23 protein-coding genes are annotated in these 25541 nt (G+C 72.5%); 20 read left to right on the forward strand and 3 right to left on the reverse strand.

Annotated features, from left to right (window positions below; translation table 11 throughout):
- Nucleotides 1-98 precede the first annotated feature (98 nt).
- Nucleotides 99-794: a response regulator transcription factor gene (locus tag ACFYST_RS00870; protein ID WP_387636234.1), complete on the reverse strand. Its 696-nt coding sequence runs from the start codon at nt 792-794 to the stop codon at nt 99-101.
- A 422-nt stretch (nt 795-1216) separates the two neighbouring features.
- Between ACFYST_RS00870 and ACFYST_RS00875 the strand changes: the two genes are divergently transcribed.
- Nucleotides 1217-1906 carry a ScbR family autoregulator-binding transcription factor gene (locus ACFYST_RS00875; RefSeq protein ID WP_387858947.1) on the forward strand — a complete coding sequence of 230 codons (690 nt, stop codon included), beginning with the start codon at nt 1217-1219 and terminating at the stop codon, nt 1904-1906.
- Between the two features lie 129 nt (nt 1907-2035).
- Here ACFYST_RS00875 and ACFYST_RS00880 read toward each other — a convergent pair whose 3' ends face one another.
- Nucleotides 2036-3496 carry an FAD-dependent monooxygenase gene (locus ACFYST_RS00880; protein WP_387858948.1) on the reverse strand — a complete coding sequence of 487 codons (1461 nt, stop codon included), beginning with the start codon at nt 3494-3496 and terminating at the stop codon, nt 2036-2038.
- Between the two features lie 1505 nt (nt 3497-5001).
- On the opposite strand from ACFYST_RS00880, the gene ACFYST_RS00885 reads away from it, so the two are divergent.
- From ACFYST_RS00885 to ACFYST_RS00970, 18 genes are all read left to right on the forward strand, one after another.
- The gene (locus ACFYST_RS00885; protein WP_387858949.1) at nt 5002-6423 is read left to right on the forward strand and encodes a hypothetical protein; all 1422 of its coding nucleotides are present in this window, start codon (nt 5002-5004) and stop codon (nt 6421-6423) included.
- A 733-nt stretch (nt 6424-7156) separates the two neighbouring features.
- A complete protein-coding gene (locus tag ACFYST_RS00890; protein WP_387858950.1) occupies nt 7157-7564 on the forward strand; it encodes a hypothetical protein in 408 nt (135 codons plus the stop codon).
- 181 nt (nt 7565-7745) lie between these two features.
- Nucleotides 7746-9221, forward strand: a complete 1476-nt coding sequence (locus tag ACFYST_RS00895) for an FAD-dependent monooxygenase (RefSeq protein ID WP_387636223.1) — start codon at nt 7746-7748, stop codon at nt 9219-9221.
- 46 nt (nt 9222-9267) lie between these two features.
- A complete protein-coding gene (locus ACFYST_RS00900; protein WP_387858952.1) occupies nt 9268-9924 on the forward strand; it encodes a TetR/AcrR family transcriptional regulator in 657 nt (218 codons plus the stop codon).
- Between the two features lie 30 nt (nt 9925-9954).
- Nucleotides 9955-10284, forward strand: a complete 330-nt coding sequence (locus tag ACFYST_RS00905; RefSeq protein ID WP_387636218.1) for a TcmI family type II polyketide cyclase — start codon at nt 9955-9957, stop codon at nt 10282-10284.
- A gap of 37 nt (nt 10285-10321) precedes the next feature.
- Nucleotides 10322-11590, forward strand: a complete 1269-nt coding sequence (locus ACFYST_RS00910) for a beta-ketoacyl-[acyl-carrier-protein] synthase family protein (RefSeq protein WP_387858954.1) — start codon at nt 10322-10324, stop codon at nt 11588-11590.
- A complete protein-coding gene (locus ACFYST_RS00915) occupies nt 11587-12804 on the forward strand; it encodes a ketosynthase chain-length factor (protein WP_387636213.1) in 1218 nt (405 codons plus the stop codon). The genes ACFYST_RS00910 and ACFYST_RS00915 overlap by 4 nt, the downstream gene beginning before the upstream one ends.
- A gap of 44 nt (nt 12805-12848) precedes the next feature.
- Complete coding sequence (locus tag ACFYST_RS00920) at nt 12849-13118, forward strand: acyl carrier protein (protein ID WP_387636211.1); 270 nt, start codon at nt 12849-12851, stop codon at nt 13116-13118.
- Between the two features lie 91 nt (nt 13119-13209).
- Complete coding sequence (gene fabG, locus ACFYST_RS00925) at nt 13210-13995, forward strand: 3-oxoacyl-ACP reductase FabG (RefSeq protein WP_387636208.1); 786 nt, start codon at nt 13210-13212, stop codon at nt 13993-13995.
- Nucleotides 13996-14043: 48 nt separating this feature from the next.
- Entirely contained in the window at nt 14044-15003 is a 960-nt protein-coding gene (locus tag ACFYST_RS00930; protein ID WP_387858956.1) for an aromatase/cyclase, read from the forward strand.
- Nucleotides 15004-15005: 2 nt separating this feature from the next.
- Nucleotides 15006-17303, forward strand: a complete 2298-nt coding sequence (locus ACFYST_RS00935; protein ID WP_387636204.1) for an SDR family oxidoreductase — start codon at nt 15006-15008, stop codon at nt 17301-17303.
- A 194-nt stretch (nt 17304-17497) separates the two neighbouring features.
- Nucleotides 17498-18925, forward strand: coding sequence for an MFS transporter (locus ACFYST_RS00940; RefSeq protein ID WP_387858957.1), 1428 nt, complete (start codon nt 17498-17500; stop codon nt 18923-18925).
- Nucleotides 18926-18946: 21 nt separating this feature from the next.
- The gene (locus ACFYST_RS00945) at nt 18947-19528 is read left to right on the forward strand and encodes an NADPH-dependent FMN reductase (protein ID WP_387858959.1); all 582 of its coding nucleotides are present in this window, start codon (nt 18947-18949) and stop codon (nt 19526-19528) included.
- 67 nt (nt 19529-19595) lie between these two features.
- Nucleotides 19596-19997, forward strand: a complete 402-nt coding sequence (locus ACFYST_RS00950) for an acyl carrier protein (RefSeq protein WP_387636196.1) — start codon at nt 19596-19598, stop codon at nt 19995-19997.
- A complete protein-coding gene (locus ACFYST_RS00955; protein WP_387858961.1) occupies nt 19994-20764 on the forward strand; it encodes a 4'-phosphopantetheinyl transferase family protein in 771 nt (256 codons plus the stop codon). The genes ACFYST_RS00950 and ACFYST_RS00955 overlap by 4 nt, the downstream gene beginning before the upstream one ends.
- Before the next feature lie 82 nt (nt 20765-20846).
- Nucleotides 20847-22409, forward strand: coding sequence for an acyl-CoA carboxylase subunit beta (locus tag ACFYST_RS00960; RefSeq protein WP_387636191.1), 1563 nt, complete (start codon nt 20847-20849; stop codon nt 22407-22409).
- Between the two features lie 29 nt (nt 22410-22438).
- Entirely contained in the window at nt 22439-22678 is a 240-nt protein-coding gene (locus tag ACFYST_RS00965) for an acyl-CoA carboxylase subunit epsilon (RefSeq protein WP_387858962.1), read from the forward strand.
- Nucleotides 22675-23175 carry a nuclear transport factor 2 family protein gene (locus ACFYST_RS00970; protein ID WP_387858964.1) on the forward strand — a complete coding sequence of 167 codons (501 nt, stop codon included), beginning with the start codon at nt 22675-22677 and terminating at the stop codon, nt 23173-23175. Before ACFYST_RS00965 ends, ACFYST_RS00970 begins: the two co-directional genes overlap by 4 nt.
- Before the next feature lie 71 nt (nt 23176-23246).
- Here ACFYST_RS00970 and ACFYST_RS00975 read toward each other — a convergent pair whose 3' ends face one another.
- Nucleotides 23247-24125 carry a hypothetical protein gene (locus ACFYST_RS00975; RefSeq protein ID WP_387858966.1) on the reverse strand — a complete coding sequence of 293 codons (879 nt, stop codon included), beginning with the start codon at nt 24123-24125 and terminating at the stop codon, nt 23247-23249.
- Nucleotides 24126-24287: 162 nt separating this feature from the next.
- Between ACFYST_RS00975 and ACFYST_RS00980 the strand changes: the two genes are divergently transcribed.
- A complete protein-coding gene (locus tag ACFYST_RS00980; RefSeq protein ID WP_387858967.1) occupies nt 24288-25541 on the forward strand; it encodes an MFS transporter in 1254 nt (417 codons plus the stop codon).

The following is a 25541-nucleotide window of genomic DNA, read 5'->3' on the forward strand; positions in this document are numbered from 1 at the left end:
AACCTGCGTTCGGGAATCCCACCCTGCCCGGTGCTCGCTTCAGGGATCTACGCACCGCACTACACGCCTTGGTCAACTCCAGCTCCGGGCGGCCGTTTTCAGGCGTGGCCGAGGCGGAATCCGACGCCGCGCACGGTGATGATCCAACTGCTGGAGCCCAGCTTGTTGCGCAGGCTGCTGACGTGGGTGTCGATGGTGCGGCCGGGGCGCGACCAGGAGTCGTCCCAGACCTGGGTCATCAGCTGTCGGCGCGAGACGACGGTCTCGGGCTGGGCCGCGAGCAGGTGCAGCAGGTCGAATTCCTTGCGGGTCATCTCCACCGGCTCGCCGTCGAGCAGCACTTCGCGGGTGCCGGCGTCGATCTGCAGCGGGCCGTGCTTGATGACCTGTTCGAGGACGTGCGGCGGACGGACGCGGCGCATGACGGCCTCCATCCGGGCCACCAGTTCGCGGAACCCGTACGGCTTGACCATGTAGTCGTCGGCGCCGGCCTGCAGGCCGAGTACCCGGTCGAGTTCGGAGTCCCGGGCGGTCAGGGCGATGACCGGGGTGTCCGACATGGCGCGCACGCTGCGGCAGACTTCGAGGCCGTCGATGTCGGGCAGGTCGAGGTCGAGCAGGATCAGGTCCGCGCTGCGGTAGGTCTGCAGGGCCCGGGCCCCGGTCGCCACGCTGTCGGACCGGTAGCCCTGGCGGCGCAGGCCCTGTACCAGGGAGTCGGCGGCCTTGGTCTCGTTCTCCACGACGAGCACCCGGAGGGGCTCGCGCTGCGGCCGCACGGGCTGTTCCACCACCGGCCCGGCGACCGACTGTTCTGCCTGGTGGCGACGGTCGTGATGCGCACTGTGTGCCCGGTGCACCAAAAGATCCGAGGATGACCTGGTCATCTGCTCTCCCCCTGCAAGTCGGCGCTGAGCTCATGGTGAGTAGACGTCAGGAGAATACAAACCGGCATGCCGGTTTGTCAAAGATCCGAGGCCGTCGCGCCGGAGCGGAGGCGGTCTCGGAGGGTGTCTCAACGCAGCCGCACAGCAGCAGACTTGACGTGCCCCTGTAGTTGATCTCCGCGCCCCCGGGACGGGCTCGGGCGTGCCGCCGCGACGCCGGTCGGGTCGGTCCGATCGTGATCAAATCGGACGCCCGATTGTTCAATACCGGGGAGTTGGTTTTATAGTAGGGCGCACTGTGCCGCGCCTCCCAAGACGGAGCCGAGAGAGTGAGCAAACAAGAACGGGCGACCCGTACCCGCAACGCGCTGATCCGCTCGGCGGCCGGGCTCTTCGAGCAGCACGGCTATGTGCAGACCGGGCTGACCGCGATCAGTTCGGGTGCGGAGGTCAGCCGTGGTGCCCTGACCTTCCACTTCGAGAACAAGGCCGCCGTTGCCCGCGCCGTCGAGCAGTCGGCCGTCCACGTCCTGCGCCGGGCCGCGCGCCGGGCCACCCTCTGGCAGGGCAATGCCGTGCAGGCCATGGCGGACATGTCCCACGGCTTCGCGTACCTGCTGACGGAGGACGTGGTGGTCCGCGCGGGCTTCCGCCTCAACTGTGACTGGGCGCAGGGCGAGATCGACCTGCGCCGGGAGTGGCAGGGGTGCGTGCAGAGCCGCGTCACCCGGGCCGCGGCCGACGGGGCGCTGCGGCCCGACGCCGAGTTGGAGGACCTGGTGAACACCGTGACGAGCGCGACGCTCGGCATGGAGATACTCGGCCGGCGCGACCGGGAATGGCTGTCGCGCCGCACGGTCACGGGCTTCTGGCAGCAGATGCTGTTCGCTGCCTGCACCGAGCAGGCCCGGGCCGCGACCGACCCGAAGGGTGGCGACGAGGTTCTGGAGCAGATCGCCGAGATCCACCGGCGGTTCGCCCCGTATATCGCTTCGCCCGAGAGCACGCCGGACCAGTAAAACCGACCGCACGGTACCGTTTGGAGCGGGAAAGCCAGGCTGCCGTTGTCCGCGCGTGCCGAGAGGCCCTTGGTTGAGGGCCGGCGCGCGCGTTGACAAACAGCACGATCGGTTTTTGGTGCGGGAGGGTCAGGGGCGCGGTTCCCCGAACCAGCTCCGCAGCGCCTCGGTGAGCCGGCCGCCGTCCGGGGCCCAGGCGATGTAGCCGTCGGGGCGGACCAGCAGTGCCGGAGCCGGCAGCGCGGATCGCGGTACGGGGACAGTGGTGACGACGTGCGCCCAGCCGGCCGCCTCCTGCGCGGGGGAGTCGTCGCTGGTGAGCAGCAGCGGGCGGCCCCCCGCCAGCAGGCCGATGAGGTCGGTGCCGCCGAGGGTGGCGTTGTCTAGGAACCGGCCCTCCCACGGTGACGCGCCCGGCCCGCGGGCCGGCAGGTCCAGGCCCTGGGCGCTGATCATGCCGCCGACCAGCCGGCCGCCCTCGGCGCGGGTCAGCAACTGCTCGAACAGTTCGCGCAGTTCGCGCAGCGCGGGGTCGGGCTTCATCAGGGCGAGCTGGGCCCGGGTGTTGGCCACGACCTGCTGGGCGACGGGCCGGCGCTCGGACTCGTAGGTGTCGAGCAGGCCCTCGCCCGCGGTGCCGCGGACCGCGAACGCCAGCTTCCAGGCGAGGTTCAGGCCGTCCAGCAGTCCGGTGCTCAACCCCTGGCCGCCGATGGGGAAGTGGGCGTGCGCGGCGTCGCCGACCAGGAAGGCCCGGCCCCGGCGGTACTGGTCGGCGAGCCGGGTGAAGTCGCTGAACCGGCTGAGGCTGGTGGCCTCGGACAGCGGCACGGGGTGGCCGGTGATCCGGGACAGCTCCGCCTCGAGTTCCTGCCGGGTCAGCGGCGTGCGCCGGTCCGGGTGCGGGGCGCTCAGGTCGAGGACGCGGACCAGGTGGCGGCCGTCCGGCAGCGGGCGGGCGACCGTCCAGCCGCGCGGTGTGCTCCGCCAGCCCTCCGGCAGCGCGCCCGGCTTGGCGACCCGGACCACGCCCATGGCCGCGGAGACGGTGGGCAGTTGCTCCTCGCAGCCGAAGCCGAGCTGTTCGCGCACGGTGCTGCGGGCGCCGTCCGCCCCGACCAGGAAGTCGGCGGTGAACTCGGCCGCCCCGTCGGGGCCTTCGGCCACCACCACGGTCCGGTCCGCGTCCTGGCGGGCCGTCATGACGCGGTGCGCGCGCAGGACCCGGGCGCCGCGCGCGGTCGCCCGTCCCTCGAACTCCCGCTCCAGGTCGGCCTGGAGGCGCTTGACCACGGCGGGCGGCTCGCTCGCGGGCGCGGTGATGGCGAGCATGTGCAGCCCGCCGAAGTGGAACGGCGTGGACACCGTTCCGGCGCGCTCGGCGGACACCGGCAGGTCCAGGTAGCCGCGGCGCACCAGGCACTGCACCGTCCGGGCGTGCAGCGTGTTGGCCTTCGGGTGCTCGTCGACGGTGTCCCGGGCCTCCAGGACCACCGTGTCGACGCCGTAGCCGGCCAGTTCCGCCGCCACCAGCAGCCCGACCGGACCGCCTCCGGCCACCACGACCCGTGTTGCCGCACCCCTGCGCATGGAGCCCCCTGATCACGCCGAAACCGGCGCGCAACCTAACACAGCCCGACCGAACCCCGGCCGTTCGGGGCGGCCGGCCGCCGGGCGCACCGGTGGTGCGCCGGGCCGCGGAGCAGGGTCCGACCGGCGCCGGCGCCGCCCCGCGCGCCGACCTCGACCCGACACTGAACGCGTGAAGACGGCGTGTCCGCGATCGACGCCGGGCAGTGCTCGGATCAAGCGGCTCCGACCGCCCAGCCGCAGCGGGTGCGGTGCCCGATCACTCGGCGCGCTCCCGATGACACTCCCGATGCGGCTCTCCCGTCCCGGCCTGCGCCCGCCGCGTTCGCCCGGGTCGAAGAGGTGGTGGAGGCGGCCGGGAATTCCGACGTCTCTGTCTGCGCCCCTGCGCCCCTGCGCCCCTTCTGTCCCCGCAGGCGACGGCCTCACAGTGCTGTCTCAGGGCCCAAGAAGCCCACCGCCGGGCAACTGGCCACCCGAACCGGGGGACGGCCCGCTACGCCCACTCCGCGCCGCGCTCGGCGAGCCGGCCGGGCGCCGGCTTCGCCCGGCCGGCCTTCTGATTGCCGAGCCAGCTGTCCTGCGCGAAGTGCGACACCACCACCTGCTCCTCACCCGCCGGGGCCGGCCTCCACGGTCCCCAACGGCTCCTTGCGCAGGCGGGCGAGGCACCCCGGGGATGCCGCTCCCCCTCGACAAACGCCGCCGGCGCCGCCGGACCCCGGGCGAACCGGCCTGCCCGCGACACCTTCGGCTTCGCCTCCGCGGCGGCCTTCGCGGCCACCGGCCCGGCGCCGGCCCCGATCCCGATCGCGATGAGGAGGTCCCGCCGGTCCGCCACCAGGCCCGCCCGCACCGGCGCGCCGCGCCCGCCCGCACCGGCGCGCCGCGCTCGCCCGCACCGGCGCGCCGCGCCCGCCCGCACCGGCGCGCCGCGCCCGCCCGCACCGGCCGAGCTGCTCGCCCTCGTACACCGTCTCCAGCGGCAGCACGGTCCGGTCGGCCAGGCCGTCGGACTCGAGCCCCTGTCACGTACCCATTTGCACCGCGAGGGTCTCGCGGGTACGCAGCGTGGCGCGTACGACGGCGACCTCGTCGGCGTCGAGCAGAGCTTGGCGCAGTGGGGCGTATGGGCGATGCCGGGTCCTCGCCGGCTCGCGCGGGGTGTTGCGACATACGAGGCTTCTCATCACAACCTCGCTACCTCGAAGTGATCGGGGCGGGGTATCCACTGTGGTTTGTCGTGATTTGACGTCAAGTGTCCTGTCGCACTTCCGCGTTGTCGCGTGAGGGTGTGGGGCGCTTTGTTATGAGGAGAGGTGAACCTGCGGATGAGTGCTCGTACGCGTGGACAGGGCGATCTGCCGTGGTACCGGGTCAGCCGTCAGCGGCCCGCGGCCGTATTCAACAGGGCCCTGGCCGGTGGGACGATCCCGGCCGGTGCCGGCGGTGCGTCCGACCTGGTCGGCCCGGGTGGACGGCGTGGGGAGCGTGGTGTGGGGGTGATGTCGGTGGGGGGCGCGCTGCTGTCCGCTATGGCGCTGCTGGCGGCCGCGGCTCCACCGGTGGCTGCCGCGCCGGCGGGGGCCGTGCCGGTGCGGGCGCAGGAGGCCGATCCGTCGCAGACCTTCACCTTCACCGGCGCTTCGCAGACCCTGACCGTTCCGGCGGCGGCGGTGGTGACGATCACCGCGGACGGCGCGGGCGGCGCCGACAACACCGGCACCCCCTGTTCCGTCACCGGGACCGGTGGGACGGGGGCGCGGGTGGTGACCACCCTGCCGCAAACCACCATCCCGACGACCTTCACCGTCAACGTCGGCGGCACCGGCGGCAAGGGCTGCAACGGCACGGGCGCGGCGGGCGCCGGCGGGTTCAACGGCGGCGCCCCAGGGGGGAGTTTCCCGCTCACCGGTTTCCACTTCGAAGGTCCGGGCGGGGGCGGGGCCTCCAGCGTCAGCACGGGCGGCTCCCTGCTGGTGGTCGCCGGGGGCGGCGGTGCCTCCGGCGGCACCGGAGCGGGCTCCACGGGAGGCAACGGAGGCAACGGCGGGACGACACCGGATGCCACCGGCGGTACCGCGGGAAGTGCCACCGGCTCCGGGGCTTCCCCGGGGCAGGGCGGGGGTGGCGGCAGCACCAGCACCAGCACCGGGGGCGCCGGCGGGGCCGCCGGCACCGCTCCACCCTGTGCCGCTTTTTCGGGTGGGCCGGGAGGCGGGTTCCTGGGTGCCACGGTCGGCACCGGCGGCACCGGCGGCACCTTCGACGGCGGCTGCGCCGCCACTGCCATCGCTGGCGGCGGTGGCGGCGGGGGCGGCTACTTCGGCGGCGGGGGCGGCGGCAGCGGCGCCGTCAACAACCACGGCACCTCGGCGGGTGGTGGTGGCGGCGGCGGGGGCAGCAGCTTCGCCACCCCCACGGGCACCGGCACGAGCTATGCGCCGTCGACGATCGGGACGGCGAACCACAACGGCCAGGTGACCATCTCCTACGTAGTCCCGTCCTTGACCATCACCAAGACCCACACCGGGCACTTCACCCAGGGACAGGACGGCATCTACACCATCACCGTCGGCAACGCCGCCGGAGCCGCCCCGACCGACGGCACCACCGTCACCATGCAAGACACCCTCCCCGCAGGGCTCGAGGCCGACAGCATCAGCGGCACGGGCTGGACCTGTGACCAGGGCACGCTCACCTGCACCCGCAGTGACACCCTTCCCGCCGGGAGCAGCTACCCGCCCATCACACTGCAGGTCGACGTCTCCTGCAGCGCCGACGACGAGGTCACCAACGTCGCGGTCGTCACCGGAGGCGGCGACACCACCCCCCACACCGCCACCGACCCCACCAGGATCGAGCGCCCCCGGCACGACGAACACAACAAGTACGACACGCACTGCGACCGCCCCGAGCACTGGTAGACCAACCAGCCCCGGGGACCTCGGAGCCCGCACCACCCTCCACAACCACTCGAACAGCGCCCCGGACGGGCTCACCCCTCCCCGTTCAACGAGAACCAAACCAGCCGCGGAGCACACCCGCGCCGCACCGCTTCACGCCCGCGGCCTTCCACCCGGGCCACGCCGCTGACCCACCAGCAGGCCCACCGAACACTGCCGGCCGGCCCCGCACATCGCGAGGCCGGCCGGCAGCACCCGGCAGAAGCGACAGCCTGCCCACGCCCACCCGACGCCGAGCCCGACGAGCCGCGCGAGCCGACCCGACGCCAGTTCCGCCCTCCCGGCCTTCCGGTTGTCGAGCCAGGTACCCAGCGCGAAGTGCGACACGACTCGCCCCCGGGGCCGGCCTCCACGACCTCCAACGGCTCCTCGTGCGGCCGGGGCACCCGCGGATGCCGCTCCCGCCCGACAAAGGGCCGCCGGCGCCGCCAGACCCTGGACGAGCCGGGCCCGTGCGCGACACCTTCCGCTTCGCCTCCGCGGCGGCCCCGGCGGCCACCAGCCCGGCATCGCCTTCGACCCCGATCGCCGACAGCAGGCCCCACCGGTCCGCCCCCAGCCCCGGCCGGCCGGCCCGCTGCGCCCGCACCCACCGGCCGAGCTGCTCGCCCTCGAACACCGTGGCCGCGCCGGCACCCACAGCGGCGCGCACTCGTCCCCCGCCGCCCGAGCGACGGCCACGAAGGCGACGTGGGTGCGCACGACGGCCAGGACGTGGCCGACCCGCAGCCGCGCCGCCGTCCTGTCCTCGGGCAGCGGCGGCGAGGTGACGCCCTCCAACTCGGGGAAGGTCGTGGCGATCCGCACCGCGTGCTCGGTCAGGAACCACGTTCGCAGCTTCCCGGCCTGCGGCAGCACGACGCTCTCGACCAGGCCCTCGTCCTTGAGCCGCCGCAGTCGCTTGCGCAGCTGCTCCGGGCCCGAGCCCGGGGTGCCGGTGCTGATGGTGGAGGCCGACCGCTCGACCATGGCCCCGGCCGACGTCGCCGCGGAGTTCCCCCGCTACCGCGAGCTGTTCCGCACCGAGGTCCGCGACAACGATCCGGCCCGCTCCGGCGAGGAGCCGGCCGACCGGACGGTGCACTGGTGGCGTCCCCGGTGATCTGTCCATTCCCTGACATTCGCCGGACGTATTTGCACAGGGCGCACAGAGCCGTGAAGAAACCCTGCGGAGGCCTGAACAGAAGTGCCTTGAAGTCCTTTCTCCGGGCCAACAGACTCATTGACGTCGCCGCAGTTGTGTGTCGAACCGAAGGAACCCGGAAATGGCCGAGGAGAGGTACATGGACGCTTCAGTGATCGTTGTGGGCGCGGGCCCCGCCGGAATGATGCTGGCGGGCGAACTGCGGCTCGCCGGCGTCGATGTCGTCGTTCTCGAGCGTCTCGCGGAGCGCACCGGAGAATCCCGTGGGCTCGGGTTCACCGCCCGCACCATGGAAATATTCGACCAGCGCGGAATTCTCGGCCGCTTCGGCGACGTCGAGACCAGCGACCTCGGTCATTTCGGTGGTCTGCCGATCGATTTCTCCGTTCTGGAAGGCGCCCAGCAGGCCGCGAAGTCGGTTCCGCAGTCCGCCACCGAGACGCACCTGGAGGAGTGGGCGACCAGCCTCGGCGCCGACATCCGGCGCAGCCACGAGGTGCTGGAGGTGACCGACGAGGGCGACGGCGTCCGCGTGAAGGTGCGCGGCCCGAAGGGCGAGCAGACGCTGCGCGCCGCCTACCTGGTCGGCTGCGACGGCGGCCGTTCGATGGTCCGCAAGGCGGCCGGGTTCGACTTCCCCGGCACCGCGGCGACGATGGAGATGTTCCTCGCCGACATCAAGGGCGTCGAACTCAAGACCCGCATGATCGGCGAGACCCTGCCCGGCGGCATGGTGATGGTCGGCCCGCTGCCCGGCGGCACCACCCGGATCATCGTCTGCGAGCGCGGCAACCCGCCGCAGCGCCGCGACACCCCGCCGCCGTGGCAGGAGGTCGCGGACGCCTGGAAGCGGCTGACCGGCGACGACATCTCGCACGCCGAGCCGGTCTGGGTCAGCGCCTTCGGCAACGCCACCCGCCAGGTCACCGAGTACCGGCGCGGCCGGATCATCCTGGCCGGCGACGCCGCCCACATCCACCTGCCGGCCGGCGGCCAGGGCATGAACACCAGCATCCAGGACTCGGTGAACCTGGGCTGGAAGCTCGCCGCCGTCGTCCACGGCACCGCCCCCGAAGGCCTGCTCGACACGTACCACTCCGAGCGGCACCGGGTCGGCAAGCGGCTGCTGATGAACACCCAGGCCCAGGGCCTGCTCTTCCTGAGCGGACCCGAGGTGCAGCCGCTGCGCGACGTGCTGTCCGAACTCATCGAGTACCCCGAGGTCGCCACCCACCTGACCGCCATGGTCAGCGGCCTGGAGATCACCTACGACGTGGGCACGGGCACCCACCCGCTGCTCGGCAAGCGCATGCCGAACCTGGAGCTCACCACCGCCAGGCGGGTCACCACCAGCACCGAACTGCTGCACTCCGCCCGCGGCTTGCTGCTCGACCTCACCGACAACCCGCGGCTGCGCGCCCGGGCGGCCGGCTGGTCCGACCGGGTCGACATCGTCACCGCCGAGCCCGGCCGCCGCACCGCCGCCAGTGGCCTGGGGGACACCACCGCCGTGCTGATCCGCCCCGACGGCTACATCGCCTGGGCCGCGCCCGGCAGCCACCACGACCTGCCGATGGCGCTGGAGCGCTGGTTCGGCAAGCCGCTCGCCGGCTGAGCGACCGACACCCCCACCGAACCGCACGTCAAGGAGGAGTACGCCCATGGCCACGCTGCAGGCAACGATCGCGGTCCACGCCGGTCCGGCGGAGGAACGCCGGGACGTCGTCACCGCGGCCCGCACGGTCTTCGCCCGCGAGGGCTGGACCCACACCACCGTCGAGGCGATCGCCGAGCAGGCCGGCCTCGAACCGGCCGCGGTGGAGCACTACTTCAGGGACAAGGAACAGCTGTTGCTGTCGGTGCTGCTGGACAGCGCCGCGTCCGTCGCCGCCGCGCTGACCGTCATCGCCGAGGACCACCTCGTCCAGGTGGACGACCTGCCGGCGGACCTCGCCGCCCTCGGCCGCGCCTGGCTGACGCCCATGACGACCTTCCCCGAGCACTTCGCCATCGTCCGGCACATCGGCGCCGAGGTCACCCGGCTGCCCGCCGGCGTCCTGGAGATGTGGCAGACCGCCGGCCCCCGGCAGGCCCAGCGCGAACTGGCCCGCCGGCTCCAGCGGATCGCCGACGCCGGACTGCTGGACATCGCCGACGCCGACCACGCGGCCGGCCGGTTCGTCCAGCTGGTCGCCGGCAGCGTCGTGCAGCGCTCGTTCCACGGCGCCCTGCCGCTCGCCGACTTCGAACGCGACGCCCTGGTCGACGCGGGCGTGGCGGACTTCATCCGGCTCTTCGGCCCCACCCGCGCCGCTTGAGGCGCCGACACCCACGGAAGAGAGAAGACCATGCACAGCACCCTGATCGTGGCCCGCATGGACGTCGAGTCCAGCGCCCAGGTCGCCAAGCTCTTCGGCGAGTTCGACGGCACCGACATGCCGCACCGGATGGGCACCCGCCGCCGCCAGCTGTTCGCCTACAACGGCCTGTACTTCCACCTCCAGGACTTCGACGGCGACAACGGCGGCGAACTGATCGAGGCGGCCAAGACCGACCCGCGGTTCGTCGGCATCAGCGAGGACCTCAAGCCGTTCATCGGCGCCTTCGACCCGGCCACCTGGCGCTCGCCCGCCGACGCCATGGCCACCCGCTTCTACAACTGGACGGCCTCCCAGTGACGCCGACCGCCACCGACACCAGGGAAAGGCACCGCCAGTGAGCCGCCGCGTAGTCATCACCGGGGTGGGAGTGCTGGCGCCGGGCGGAATCGGCGCCAAGAACTTCTGGAGTCTGCTGAGCGAAGGACGCACGGCGACCCGGGGGATCACCTTCTTCGACCCGTCCTCCTTCCGCTCCCGGGTCGCGGCCGAGGCCGACTTCGACCCCGAGCTGCACGGGCTGACCCCGCAGGAGATCCGCCGGATGGACCGCGCCGCCCAGTTCGGCGTGGTCACCGCCCGCGAGGCACTCGCCGACTCCGGCCTCGACCTGGCCGGCTTCGACCCGCACCGCACCGGCGTCACCATCGGCTCCGCGGTCGGCGCCACCACCGGGCTCGACGACGAGTACCGGGTGGTCAGCAACAACGGCGTGCTCAACGAGGTCGACCACCGCTACGCCGTGCCGCACCTTTACAACTACTTCGTCCCGAGCTCGTTCTCGGCCGAGGTGGCCTGGGCGGTCGGCGCCGAGGGCCCGGCCACCGTGGTCTCCACCGGCTGCACCTCCGGCATCGACTCGGTCGGCCACGCCGTCGAGCTGATCCGCGAGGGCACCGCCGACGTGATGATCACCGGCGCGACCGACGCCCCGATCTCGCCGATCACCATGGCCTGCTTCGACGCCATCAAGGCGACGACCCCGCGCAACGACGACCCCGCGCACGCCTCCCGGCCCTTCGACGGCACCCGCAACGGCTTCGTCCTCGGCGAGGGCAGCGCGGCGTTCGTCCTGGAGGAGTACGAGAGCGCGAAGCGGCGCGGCGCGCACATCTACGCCGAGATCGCCGGCTACGCCTCGCGCTGCAACGCCTTCCACATGACCGGCCTGCGCCCCGACGGCCGCGAGATGTCCGAGGCGATCAACGTGGCGCTGGCCGAGGCCCGGATGAACCCGGAGCAGATCGACTACATCAACGCGCACGGCTCCGGCACCAAGCAGAACGACCGGCACGAGACGGCCGCGTTCAAGCTGAGCCTCGGCCGGCACGCCTACCGCACCCCGGTCTCCTCCATCAAGTCGATGGTGGGGCACTCGCTGGGCGCGATCGGCTCGATCGAGATCGCCGCGTCGATCCTCGCGATGGAGAACAACGTGGTGCCGCCCACCGCGAACCTGCACACCCCCGACCCGGAGTGCGATCTCGACTACGTGCCGCTCACCGCGCGCGAGCACCGCACCGACGCCGTCCTCACGGTCGGCAGCGGATTCGGCGGGTTCCAGAGCGCGATGGTGCTGGCCCGTCCCGACAGGAGCGTGGCATGAGCGCCAGGACAGTGATCACCGGTATCGGCGTCGCCACGCCCAACGGGCTCGGCGTGGACGAGTTCTGGGCCGCGACCCGGATCGGCAAGAACGCCATCGACCGGATCACCCGGTTCGACCCGTCCTCGTACCCGTCGCAACTCGCGGGCGAGATCCGCAACTTCGAGGCGTCCGAGCACCTGCCCAGCCGGCTGATCCCGCAGACCGACCGGATGACCCGGCTCGCCCTGGTCGCCGCCGAATGCGCCTTCGACGACGCGGACGTCAAGCCCGACGACATCCCCGAGTTCGACATGGGCGTCGTCACCGCCTCCACCTCCGGCGGCTTCGAGTTCGGCCAGAACGAACTCCAAAAGCTGTGGAGCCAGGGCAGCCAGTACGTCTCCGCGTACCAGTCCTTCGCCTGGTTCTACGCCGTCAACAGCGGCCAGATCTCCATCCGCAACGGCATGAAGGGCCCCAGCGGCGTCGTCGTCAGTGACCACGCCGGCGGCCTCGACGCCATCGCGCAGGCCCGCCGCCAGATCCGCAAGGGCAGCAAGCTGATCTTCTCCGGCGGCTTCGACGCCTCGATCTGCCCCTGGGGCTGGGTCGCGCAGATCGCCGGCGGCCGGATGACCACCAGCAACGAGCCCGACCGCGCCTACCTGCCGTTCGACGCCGCCGCCAGCGGCTACGTCGCCGGTGAGGGCGGGGCGCTGCTGATCCTGGAGAACGAGGACACCGCCCGCGAACGCGGCGCGCAGAACATCTACGGCGAAGTCGCCGGCTACGGCTCGACGTTCGACCCGAAGCCGGGCACCGGACGCGAACCCGGGCTGCGCCGCGCCATCGAGACCGCGCTGGCCGACGCCGGTGTCACCGCGAGCGAGATCGACGTGGTCTTCGCCGACGCGGCCGGTACCCCGCGGCTGGACCGCGAGGAGGCCGACGCGCTGATCGCCGTGTTCGGACCCTCCGGCGTCCCGGTCACCGCGCCCAAGACGATGATCGGCCGCCTCTACTCCGGCGCCGCCCCCGTCGACGTGGTCGCGGCCGTCCTCGCCATGCGCGAGGGCCTGATCCCGCCGACCACCAACGTCGAACTCTCGCCCGAGTACGACATCGACCTCGTCGTCGGCCAGCCGCGCACCGCCCTGGTGCGCAACGCGCTGGTGCTCGCCCGCGGCTACGGCGGCTTCAACTCCGCCCTGGTCGTCCGCTCCCTCGACTGACCCCCACCCCCGCAAAAAAACCACACCTACCGAAGGGGACCCCCATGTCCGCCCAGGAATTCACCATCGAGGACCTCAAGCGCATCCTGCTCGAAGGCGCCGGTGCCGACGAGGACGTCGACCTCGACGGCGACATCCTCGACACCGACTTCGAGGAGCTCGGCTACGAGTCCCTCGCGCTGCTCGAGACCGGTGGCCGGATCGAGCGCGAGTACGGCATATCCCTCGACGACGAGATCTTCGCCGACAACAAGACCCCGCGCACCCTGGTCGCCGCGATCAACGGCTACTTCACCGAACTCGTCGACGCCTGAGCCCTGAGCCCTGACCGGCCCCCCGCCGGGGTCCCGCGCCCCGGCGGGCCCGCAGCTCACCCCACTCTTCTTCGTTTGGAGCAGCAAAGCCATGTCGCAGCAGGACAAGCGGGTCGCCCTCGTCACCGGCGCCACCAGCGGGATCGGCCTCGCCGTCGCCCGGCTGCTGGCCGCCCAGAACCACAAGGTGTTCATCGGCGCCCGCAACGCCGAGAACGTCGCCGAGACCGTCAAGCAGCTCCAGGACGAGGGCCTGGAGGTCGACGGCACCACCCTGGACGTGCGCTCCTCGGACGATGCCCGGGCCTTCGTCCAGGCCGCCGTCGACCGCTTCGGCACCGTGGACGTGCTGGTCAACAACGCCGGCCGGTCCGGCGGCGGGGTCACCGCCGACATCGACGACGAGCTGTGGAACGACGTCATCGACACCAACCTCAACTCGGTGTTCCGGCTGACCCGCGAGGTGCTCACCACCGGCGGCCTGCGCCACAAGGACCGCGGCCGCATCATCAACATCGCCTCCACCGCGGGCAAGCAGGGCGTCGTCCTCGGCGCCCCGTACTCGGCCTCCAAGCACGGCGTGGTCGGCTTCACCAAGGCCCTCGGCAACGAGCTCGCCCCGACCGGCATCACCGTAAACGCCGTGTGCCCCGGCTACGTCGAGACGCCGATGGCCCAGCGCGTCCGCCAGGGCTACGCCGCCGCCTACAACGCCACCGAGGACGCCATCCTCGAGAAGTTCCAGGCCAAGATCCCGCTGGGCCGCTACTCGACGCCCGAGGAGGTGGCCGGCCTGGTCGGCTACCTGGCCTCCGACACGGCCGCCTCCATCACCTCGCAGGCGCTCAACGTCTGCGGCGGCCTCGGCAACTTCTGACCCGTCAGGCCCCCACCAACCCGCCCCCAGACCCAAGGAGTCACCAGCATGTCGCAGCCCGGCCTGCGCGAGGTGGAGCACGAGATCACGATCTCGGCCCCGGCCGCCGCCGTGTACCGGCTGATCGCCGAGGTGCAGAACTGGCCGCGGATCTTCCCGCCGACGATCTTCGTCGACCACGTGGAGAAGTCCGCGAACGAGGAGCGCATCCGCATCTGGGCCACCGCCAACGGCGAGGCCAAGAACTGGACTTCGCACCGAACCCTGGACCAGGAGAACCTCCGGATCACCTTCCGCCAGGAGGTCTCCGCCCCGCCGGTCGCCGCCATGGGCGGCACCTGGATCATCGAACCGCTCTCCGCCGACTCGTCCCGCGTGCGGCTGCTGCACGACTACCGGGCCGTCGACGACGACCCCGAGTCGCTGAAGTGGATCGACGAGGCCGTGGACCGCAACTCGCGCTCCGAACTCGCCGCCCTGAAGACCAACGTCGAGGCCGCGCACGCCGCCGAGTACCTGACGTTCTCCTTCGAGGACACCGTCCAGATCAACGGCTCCGCCAAGGACGTCTTCGACTTCGTCAACGAGGCCCAGCTGTGGTCCGAGCGCCTCCCGCACGTGGCCACCGTCCGCTTCGAGGAGCCCTATCCGGGCCTCCAGGAGCTGGAGATGGACACCCGCGCCAAGGACGGCTCGGTGCACACCACCAAGTCGTACCGGGTGGCCTTCCCGCACCAGAAGATCGCCTACAAGCAGGTCACGCTGCCGGCGCTGATGACGCTGCACACCGGCTACTGGACGTTCACCGAGAACGCCGACGGCGTCGCCGCCTCCTCGCAGCACACCGTCACCCTGAACACCGCCAACATCGAGAAGATCCTCGGCGGGCAGGCCACGGTCGAGGACGCCCGGTTCTACGTCCACACCGCGCTGAGCACCAACAGCCGCGCCACCCTCGGCCACGCCAAGGAGCACGCCGAGAACCTCGCGAAGAACAAGGCGGCCTGACCATGGCCGGGGACCACACCGGGACCCAGGTGGTCGTGGTCGGCGCGGGCCCGGTCGGGCTGTTCCTGGCCGGCGAGCTCCGGCTCGGAGGCGCGGACGTGGTGGTCCTCGACCGGCTCACCGCACCGACCACCGAATCGCGGGCGTCCACCCTGCACGCCCGCACCATGGAACTCCTCGACGGCCGCGGCCTGCTCGCGCCGCTCGGCGAGATCCCGTCCGACCCGATGGGCCACTTCGGCGGCATCCCGCTCGACCTCACCCTGCCCGGCCCCCACCCGGGGCAGTGGAAGGTCCCGCAGACCCGCATCGAGGAACTCCTCGGCCAGTGGGCGGCGGACCTCGGCGCGGACATCAGGCGCGGCCACGAGCTGACCGGCCTCACCGTGACGGCCGATCACGTCGAGGCCGAGGTACGGACGGCCGGCGGGACGACGGAGTTCCTCCGGGCCGCGTACCTGGTCGGCTGCGACGGCGAGACCAGCGCCGTGCGCCGCCTGGGAGGCTTCGACTTCCCCGGCGCCGACGCCGGCCGCGAACTGCTGCGCGCCGACGTGGCGGGCATCGACATCCCCAACCGCCGCTTCCAGCGGCTCGCGGGGGGACTGGCCATCGCCGCCCGGCGTCCCGACGGAGTGACCCGGGTGATGGTGCACGAGTTCGGTGCGGCGCCGCGCGGAACGCAGCCGGAGTTCACGGACGTCGCCGACGCCTGGAAGCGCGTCACCGGCGAGGACATCGGCGGCGGCACCCCGCTGTGGGTGAACTCCTTCGGCGACGCCTCCCGGCAGGCCACCCGCTACCGCGACGGACGGCTCCTGCTGGCCGGCGACGCCGCCCACCAGCAGATGCCGATCGGCGGACAGGCCCTCAACCTCGGCCTCCAGGACGCCGCCAACCTCGGCTGGAAACTCGCCGCACAGGTCGCCGGCCGGAGCCCTGACGGGCTGCTGGACAGCTACCACACCGAGCGGCACGCCGTCGGCCGGCAGGTGCTGGGCAACATCGGGGCGCAGGCCCTGCTGCTGCTCGGCGACGGCGGGACCGACGCCACCCGCGAAGTGTTCGCCGAACTGATCGGCGGCAGCGAGAACGTCCGCACCCACCTGGCCGGAATGATCTCCGGCCTCGACATCCGCTACGACGTCGGGCCGGGCGCCCACCCCCTGCTCGGACGACGCCTGCCGCACTGGCAACTGACCACCGACGACGGCACGTCGACCACCGCGCAGGCACTGCGCGGCGGGCAGGGCCTGCTGCTGCTCCTGCCCGGCGACGAAGCGCGCCGCACGGCCGCGGCGGCCGCCGCCGCACCGTGGGCACCGCTGGTGCGCACGGTCCGCGCGACCGCGCTGCCCGACACCCCCGCGCCGGGCGGCGGCGCCCTGCTGGTGCGACCGGACGGCTACGTCGTCTGGGCCGACACCGCCGACGCCGCCGACCTGCCGCAGGCGCTGACCCGCTGGTTCGGGAAGCCCGCGGCCACCACCAGGACGACGACACCGGCCACCGCGCCGGCCACGAAGTGGAGTACAGACATGGGAAGGCTCACCGGCAAGACGGCGCTCGTCACGGGTTCCAGCCGCGGCATGGGCCGCGCGACGGCGATCCGGCTGGCGCGGGAAGGCGCACTCGTCGCCGTCCACTACACCGCGAAGCAGGAGGCGGCCGAAGAGGTCGTCGAAACCATCGAGAAGGACGGCGGCCGCGCCTTCACCGTGCGCGCCGAACTCGGCGTCCCCGGCGACGTGCACGAGCTGTTCCTCGCCCTGGAGGCCGGACTGCGCGAGCGCACCGGCAGCACCGACCTGGACATCCTGGTCAACAACGCCGGCGTGATGGGCGGGGTCAAGCCCGAGGAGACCACCCCGGAGAAGTTCGACGAACTGTTCGCGGTCAACGCCAAGGCGCCGTTCTTCCTCATCCAGCGGGCGCTGAAGAACATGCCCGACGGCGGACGCATCATCAACATCACCTCCGGCCTCACCCGGTTCGCGAACCCCGACGAGATCGCCTACGCGATGACCAAGGGCGCCGTCGACCAGCTGGCGCTGCACTTCGCGAAGTACCTCGGCCCGCGCAACATCACCATCAACTCGGTGGCACCGGGCATCACCCGCAACAGCAACCCGGTCTTCGCCATCCCCGAGGCGGTGCAGGCGATGGCGCAGCTGTCCGCCTTCAACCGGGTCGGCGAGCCCGAGGACGTCGCCGACGTGGTGGCCTTCCTCGCCACCGACGAGGCCCGCTGGATCACCGGCTCGTTCGTCGACGCCACCGGCGGCACCCTGCTCGGCTGAGGCCGGGCCACCCCATCGGGGCCGGCCGCGGGACCCCCCGCCCGCGGCCGGCCCGCCCCGAAACCCACGCTCCGGGACCCCACGCCCGGAACGCCCACGCCCCGGGACCCCACGCCCGGAACGCCCACGCCCCGGGACCCCACCCTGTGGCACCCCACCCTGTGGCACCCCAACCACCCCTGCGGAACGGGATCATGACGCTCTCGACACCCACGCGCCCGGCCGCCCGGGCCGACGCACGCTGGACCCCCGTCCTGTGGGGCCTGCTGTTCGTGCTCGCCGGCAACATGCTCATCGACGCCCTGGAAGTGTCCGTCGCGCTGGTCGCGCTGCCCTCGGTCGGCGCCGACCTGGGACTCGCGACGGCCGAACTCCAGTGGCTGGTCTCCGGATTCGCGGTCGGCTTCGGCGGGCTGCTGCTGTTCGGCGGCCGCCTGGTCGCGATCCGCGGCCGGCGCCCGGTCTACCTGGCCGCGCTGCTGGTGTTCGCCGCCGCCTCACTGGTGGGCGCGCTGGCCGACAGCATGGCGCTGCTGGTGGCCACCCGCTTCGTCAAGGGTTTCTGCGCGGCGCTGACCGCGCCGACCGGACTCGCCATCATCGCCGCCACCTTCCCCGAAGGACCGGCCCGCCGGCGGGCGCTGTCGGTGTACTCGCTGTTCGGCGCGGGCGGGTTCTCCGCCGGGCTGCTGCTGTCCGGGGCGCTCACCGGACTCGGCTGGCGCTGGACCTTCGCCTTCCCGGCACCCGTCGCCTTGGCGCTGTTCGCCGCCGCGCTCCGGCTGGTCCCGCGCGACCTGCCCGACGAGAAGGCCCCGCGCCGCTACGACGCGGCGGGCGCGGCCACCCTCACCGGCGCGGTGATGCTGCTGCCGGCCGCCCTCACCTCGGGGGCGCGGTACGGCTGGGACGCCCCGGTCACCGTCGCGGCGTTCCTGCTCGCGGCGCTGCTCGCGGCCGCCTTCGTGCGGATCGAACTCACCGCCCGCGAACCGCTGGTGCGGCTCGACCTGCTGCGCCACGGGCCGCTGCTGCGCTCCGCGCTCGGCGCCGGCGCGCTCAACGGCTCGTACCTGGGCCTGCTGCTGGTCGCCACCCTAGACCTGCAGCAGCGCGCGGGCTACGGTCCCTGGCTCACCGGACTGGCGTTCCTGCCGGCCGCCGCCCCGCTCGCCCTGACCGCGCTGCACTCCGGCCGGCTGGTCGCCCGCTTCGGCCCGCCCCGGCTGATCGCGGCGGGCGCCGCCGCGGCGCCGCTCGGCTACCTCCTCTACTCGCCCGACGGATCCGAACTGTCGTACGTGACAGGCGTGTTGCCCACGATGCTGCTGCTCGGAGCGGCGTTCGTGCTGGCCTTCACCGCCTTCCACGTGCAGGCCACCGGTTCCGTGGCCCCCGCCGACCAGGCGGCGGCCGGCGGGCTCTACCAGACCTTCGTGCAGCTGGGGGCGGCCGTCATGACCGCCCTGTGCGGCTCGTTGTACCCCGCGGGGCAGCGGCCGGTGCTGTACCTGATCACGGCCGTCGGCCTGCTCGGCCTGGCCGTCGCACTCCACGGCCTAGGACAGGCCCTCGTGCCCCGGCGGGCGGCGCACACCGCCGCCCGTCAACTCCCCGAATGAGAACAGGAAAAGGTGAAGAAGATGTCGAACGATCCGCTGCGGCTGGCCGTCATCATCAGCAGCGTCCGCGAGGGCCGGTTCGGACCGGTCGTGGGCGAGTGGTTCACGGAGCAGGCGAAGGGACGCGCCGACCTCGAGGTCGACGTCATCGACCTGATCGAGCACGAGATGCCGTTCGCGCACTCGTTCAACCCGTCCGGTGACGCCCTCGAGCAGCTCTCGAAGATCTCGCCCCGCCTGGAGGCGGCCGACGCGTTCGTCGTGGTGACGCCGGAGTACAACCACAGCTTCCCGGCCTCGCTGAAGCACGTCATCGACTGGCACTACACGCAGTGGCGCGCCAAGCCGGTCGGCTTCGTCTCCTACGGCGGTCTGGCCGGCGGCCTGCGCGCCGTCGAGCAGCTGCGACCGATCTTCGCCGAGCTGCACGCGGTGACCGTCCGCGACGTCGTCAGCTTCCACACCCCGTGGGAGAACTTCGAGAACGGCAAGCCCAAGGACGAGACCGGCCCGGCCGGCGCGGCCAAGGTGCTCCTCGACCAGCTGTCCTGGTGGGCCAACGTGCTGCGCGAGGGCCGCACCCGGATCCCGTACCAGGCCTGACCCGCGGCTCCGGGGGGAGCGCGGCACGCACCGCGCTCCCCCGGAGCGGCGCCTACCGGAAAGGGACATGACTGTGAACCGCACGGCGCGCCCCACCCGCACGTGCACCGCCGGCACCGGGGCGGTGACGGCGCCCGACCGGGCCCGACTCGCCGCCGCCGACCACGCCGAACGCACCCGGGTCCTCGACGCTTACGTCCGCCAGGAGCTCGGCCGGGTCCTCGGCATCGCCCCCCACCAGGTGGACACCACCGGCCGGCCGATGCGCAGCCTGGGCGTCGGCTCCATCGCCGGGCTGGAACTCCAGCGCCGGATGGAGCACGCCCTCCAGGTCGAGCTCAACCTGCAGATGCTGCTGCTCGCCAACAGCGCGGCCGAACTGGTGGAGTGCCTGGCCGGACAGCTCGGCCCGCTCGGCCCGCATCCGGCGGCGGTGGCCGCCCCCCACGGCACCGCGGTCCCCGCATGACCGCCGCCCGGGCCACCGTCCGCACGCTTGCCGACCAGGAGTTCACCCTCGGCGACGGCAGGCTCGACCTCTGGCTGATGCGCAGCCCGCACCCGGCCACCGCGCACCTGCTCGACCGCTCCGAGCTCGACGCCGCCGAGCGCCGCCGCGCCGACTCCTTCGTCCGCCCCGCCGACGGACTGCTGTACGCGACGGTCCACGTCGCGCTGCGCCGGCTGCTCGGCCGCTACCTGCACACCGCGCCCGAGGACGTGCGCTTCACCCGCGAGCCGTGCCCCGGCTGCGGCGAACGCCACGGCCGCCCCGCGCTGGACAGGTCCCCGCTGCCCCTGCACTTCTCGCTGTCGCACAGCAGCGCCGTCGCCCTGATCGGCGTCGCCACCGCACCGCTCGGCGTGGACGTCGAACGGCTGCCCCGGGCCGAGACCATCGAGGTCTGCACCGGCGCCCTGCACCCCGAGGAACAGGCCGAACTGGCGTGCCACCAGCACGAGTTCGAGCGGGCGGAGGGCTTCGGGCGGATCTGGACCCGCAAGGAGGCCTACCTCAAGGGCATCGGCACCGGCCTGAGCCGGTCGCCCGCCCAGGACTACCTCGGCGCCCGCTCCGCCCGCCACCCGGCCGGCTGGACGGTGTTCGACGTGCCCTGCACCACCACCCACGCGGCCGCCGCGGCCGTGCGCAGCGCCGGCCCCCTGACCGCCGGGGTCCGCTGGCTGGACGAGGGGTGGCTGCACGCCGCTCCGGCGCCGGCCCTCGCCGGCTGAACGACCGGGGCCTGTCCGGCAAGGCCCTTGAACGGCCAGGACCCGTCCGACCCGACTTTTGACCAAGGAGAGTGGGAACCACATGTCCGCGAGCGACCAGACGATACGGGCCCGCATCGAGGAGTTGACGGAGCTCAAGGAGACGGTGCGCGCCGGAGACGACGCCGCCACCGAACGCCAGCACGCCAAGGGCAAGCTCACCGCCCACGAGCGCGTCCAACTCCTGCTGGACAAGGGCTCGTTCAACGAGGTCGAGGCGCTGCGCCGGCACCGCGCCACCGGCTTCGGCCTGGAGCGGAAGAAACCGCACAGCGACGGCGTCGTGACCGGCTGGGGCACCGTGCACGGCCGCACCGTCTTCGTGTACGCCCACGACTTCCGGATCTTCGGCGGCGCGCTCGGCGAGGCGCACGCCCAGAAGATCCACAAGATCATGGACCTGGCGGAGGCGGCCGGCGCCCCGCTGGTCTCCCTCAACGACGGTGCGGGCGCCCGCATCCAGGAGGGTGTCACCGCGCTGGCCGGTTACGGCGGCATCTTCCTGCGCAACACCCGCGCCTCCGGCGTCATCCCGCAGATCTCGGTGATGCTCGGCCCGTGCGCGGGCGGCGCCGCCTACTCCCCGGCGCTCACCGACTTCGTGTTCATGGTCCGCGAGACCTCGCAGATGTTCATCACCGGACCGGACGTCGTCAAGGCCGTCACCGGCGAGGAGATCACCCAGAACGGCCTCGGCGGCGCCGACGTGCACGCCGGCACCTCGGGCGTCGCGCACTTCGCGTACGACGACGAGGAGCACTGCATCGAGGACGTGCGCTACCTGCTGTCCCTGCTGCCCGCCAACAACCGCGAACTCGCCCCCGTCGAGCGCTCCGGCGACCCCGCCGACCGGCTCAACGAGTCGCTGCTCGACCTCGTCCCGGCCGAGCCCGGCAAGGCCTACGACATGCGCAAGGTGATCGCCGAAGTCGTCGACGACGGCGAGTACTTCGAGGTGCACTCGGCCTGGGCGCCGAACATCGTCTGCGCGTTCAGCCGGCTCGACGGGCACGTGGTCGGCATCGTCGCCAACCAGCCCTCCGCGATGGCCGGCGTGCTGGACATCGAGGCCTCCGAGAAGGGCGCGCGGTTCGTCCAGTTCTGCGACGCCTTCAACATCCCGCTGATCACCCTGGTCGACGTGCCCGGCTTCCTGCCCGGCGTCGACCAGGAGCACAACGGCGTCATCCGGCGCGGCGCGAAACTCCTGTACGCGTACTGCAACGCCACCGTGCCGCGGATCTCCCTGGTGGTCCGCAAGGCCTACGGTGGCGCCTACATCGTCATGGACTCGCGCTCCATCGGCGCCGACCTCGCGCTCGCCTGGCCCACCAACGAGATCGCCGTGATGGGCGCCGAGGGCGCCGCCAACGTGGTCTTCCGCCGCGAGATCAACGCCGCCGACGACCCCGAGGCCGTCCGCGAGGCGCGCATCCAGGAGTACAAGGACGAGCTGATGCACCCGTACTACGCGGCCGAGCGCGGCCTGATCGACGACGTCATCGACCCGCGCGAGACCCGCTCCGTGCTGATCCGCTCGCTGGACATGCTGCGCGCCAAGCACTCCGAACTGCCGTCCCGCAAGCACGGCAACCCGCCGCAGTGACCACCCGCCACCGAGAGAGAAGACCCGACGTGACCACTCAACCCTCCGACGTCCTCCGCATCGAGAAGGGCATGCCCACCGACGAGGAACTGGCCGCCGTCACCGTGGCCCTGCTCCTCGCCACCAGCCGGGCCGCGGACCCCGCCGACACCGCCACGCTGGCCCGCGCCCGCTGGCGGCGGGTGGACCGCACCTTCGGCCACCGCACCCCCCGCAGCTGGCGCAGCGAGGCCTCGCACCTCGCCCGCACCTTCGGCGAAGCCGCATGACACTCACCATCGAGGACCTCGCCGCCGAACTCGCCGCGCTGCGCGCCCGGGTCCAGGAACTCACCGACGGCGCGGAGATCAGCGCACTGATCAACCGCTACGTCACCCTGCTCGACACCCAGGACGAGCACGGCTACGACGAGACCTGGCCGCCCACCGTCTTCACCGACGACGCGGTGCTGCACTTCCCGATCGGCACCCACCGGGGCATCGACGGGGTGGCGCGGTTCCACTACGAGGCCAAGGCCAAGTTCGACCGCACGCTGCACCTGAGCGCCAACCACGCGATCAGCCTGGACGGCGACCGGGGCACCGTCCGGTTCCACGTGGTGGCCACCCATGTGCACCACCGCGAGGCCGGCGCGGCGCTGTTCGACATCGGCGGCCACTACGGCGGCGTGGTGGTGCGCACCCCGCAGGGCTGGCGCTTCCAGGAGTGGAGCTTCAACCTCACCTGGGCCGACGGCCCCGGCCCCGACGGGACCCCGGTGCAGTGAACCGGCCGCCGTGCGGGCAGCAGGAGAGGCGGTACGAGCGGGCCGCTCGTACCGCCTCCCGGGCGGGGTGTTCAGCGCTTGGCGAAGAACGCCAGCAGCTCGGGCGGGAAGGCGCCGGACGCCGCGGCCTGCGCGGTGAAGGCCTCGGCCAGCTCCGTCAGCCGGGCCACGGACTCGGCGCCCAGGTGCTCGTACGGTGCGCGGTCGAGCCGGTCGGTCTCCGCCTCCAGCTGCGTGCGCAGCAGCTCGCCGTGCGCGGTCAGCGCCCCGCCCGCGTCCATCAGGCCGCGTTCGCGCAGCCGGTCCTCGGCGGCGGACCAGTCGGCCTCGGTCCAGCCGCGCTTGGTCATCACAACCTCCTTGGGCATGCCGTCGCCGCTCGCGCAGTGCGAGACCAGGGCGTCGATCCCGTCGAGCTCGGCGTGCTGGAGCGCCGCGATGTGGGCGTCGCCGCGGTGCTCGCGCAGCAGGGTGGCGGCGTACCAGAGCGCCAAGTGCGGTTCCTGCGGCACCGGTTGGTCGGCGTGGGCGGAGAACATCGGACGCCCGGCGCGCTGCCCGGCCCCGGCGGCGGACAGCGCGAGCCGGGCGGCCTCGGCCATCCCGGCGGAGGCCAGCGTCTCCTCGCCGAGGTGGCGGCGCAGCAGGGCGTCCACCGCGGCCAGCCGCAGTTCGACGACGGTGGCGGGCGGTACCAGGCTCCACACGTGCGGCAGGTGCTCGGCGATCAGCGGGTGCGCGAAGCCGTAGAACGCGGCCGTGACCGTGCCCGCCGCCACCGGGCCGAGCGGGCCGGCCCGGCCCGCGAGGTAGACGGCCATCGAGTCGTCGACGCCGTACTCCGCCAGGCTCTCGGCGAAGTCCGGGCTGAAGTAGACGGTCGAGTGCAGCGCGTTGAGGGCTTCCTGGCAGCGGCGCCCGGCGAGCGGGGACAGCGGAATCGGGGTCATGGCCGAGACGGTAAATGGCGCCCGTGTCATATCGAAAGGCCGCTGTGTCAGAACTGCTGAAACAAATGTCAGAACGAGGAAAAGGATGCCGAATTCGCCGTGGGGGAGCGGAGAGTTGAGGTTCGAGACGTGCGCGAATACGGGCGAGGAAGAGGGACAGTCATGACACACGAGACCAGCGCCGCCGCCGGGCGGCCCGCCGGCGGCCGCCCGCTGCTGGTGACACTGCTGCTGGCCAGCATGCTCACCACCATGGCCGGGGCGATCGTGGCACCGGCCCTGCCGGCGATGGAGAAGCACTTCGCCGACGTCGGCCACGTCGGGCTGCTGGTGCGCATGGTGCTCACCGTGCCCGGCCTGGCCATCGCCTTCGGCGCGCCGGTGGTGGGCGCGCTGATCGACCGGAGCGGGCGCAAGCCGATCCTGGTCGCCTCGGTCGCCCTGTTCGCCGTGGCGGGCAGCACCGGCCTGTTCCTGAGCAACCTGTACGCGATCCTGGTGTTCCGGCTGCTGCTCGGCATCGCCGTCGCCGGCATCATGACCGCGACCACCACTCTGGTCGCCGACCACTACCCCGGGCAGCAGCGCTCCCGGGTCCTCGGACTCCAGGCCGGTTTCATGGGCTTCGGCGGCGTGGCGTTCCTGTCGCTCGGCGGCGCCCTGGCCGACATCAGCTGGCGCGGCCCGTTCGCCATCTACCTGGTGGCCGTGCCGATGACCTTCCTGACCCTGTGGCTGATCCGCGAACCGCGCCCCGCGGACGGCGCCGCCGCCGAGGCCGGGGCGGCCGACACCGCGGGCGGCTTCCCGAAGCTGGCCTTCGGCATTTACGCCCTGGTCTTCGCCGCCCAGCTGGTCTTCTACGCCATCCCCTCCCAACTCCCGTTCTATCTCGATGAGTTGGCCCACGTCGGGGCCGGTGGCAGCGGACTGGCCATCGCCCTGATGAGTCTGTCCACCGCACTGGTCGGACTGTCCTACGGGCGGATCGGCAAGAACCGCAGCCACCGCACCATCGCCGTCACCACCTTCGTCCTGCTGGCGGTCGGTTACACCGCGATCGGCGCCGCCACCGGCGTGCCGCTGGTGCTCGCCGGGCTGCTGGTGGCCGGCGCCGGCATCGGCCTGCTGATCCCCAACCTCAACACCTGGCTGGTGTCGCGCACCCCCGTCGCGATGCGCGGCCGGGCCCTGAGCGGCGTCACCTCGACCCTGTTCCTCGGCCAGTTCGTCTCGCCCCTGGTGAGCCAGCCGGTGAGCGGCTCCGTCGGCATCGGCGGCGTCTACCTGACCGCCGCCGGCTTCGCCGCCGTCGTCGCCGTGCTGGTCCTGCTCACGGTGCGCGGCGGGGCGGCCCGACCGGCACCGCGAACGGAGGCCGCACGCAAGCCCGTTGAGGTCCCCGCGGAGGCCTGA

It is taken from the genome of Kitasatospora sp. NPDC004614, from assembly GCF_042873675.1.
Classification (GTDB): domain Bacteria; phylum Actinomycetota; class Actinomycetes; order Streptomycetales; family Streptomycetaceae; genus Kitasatospora.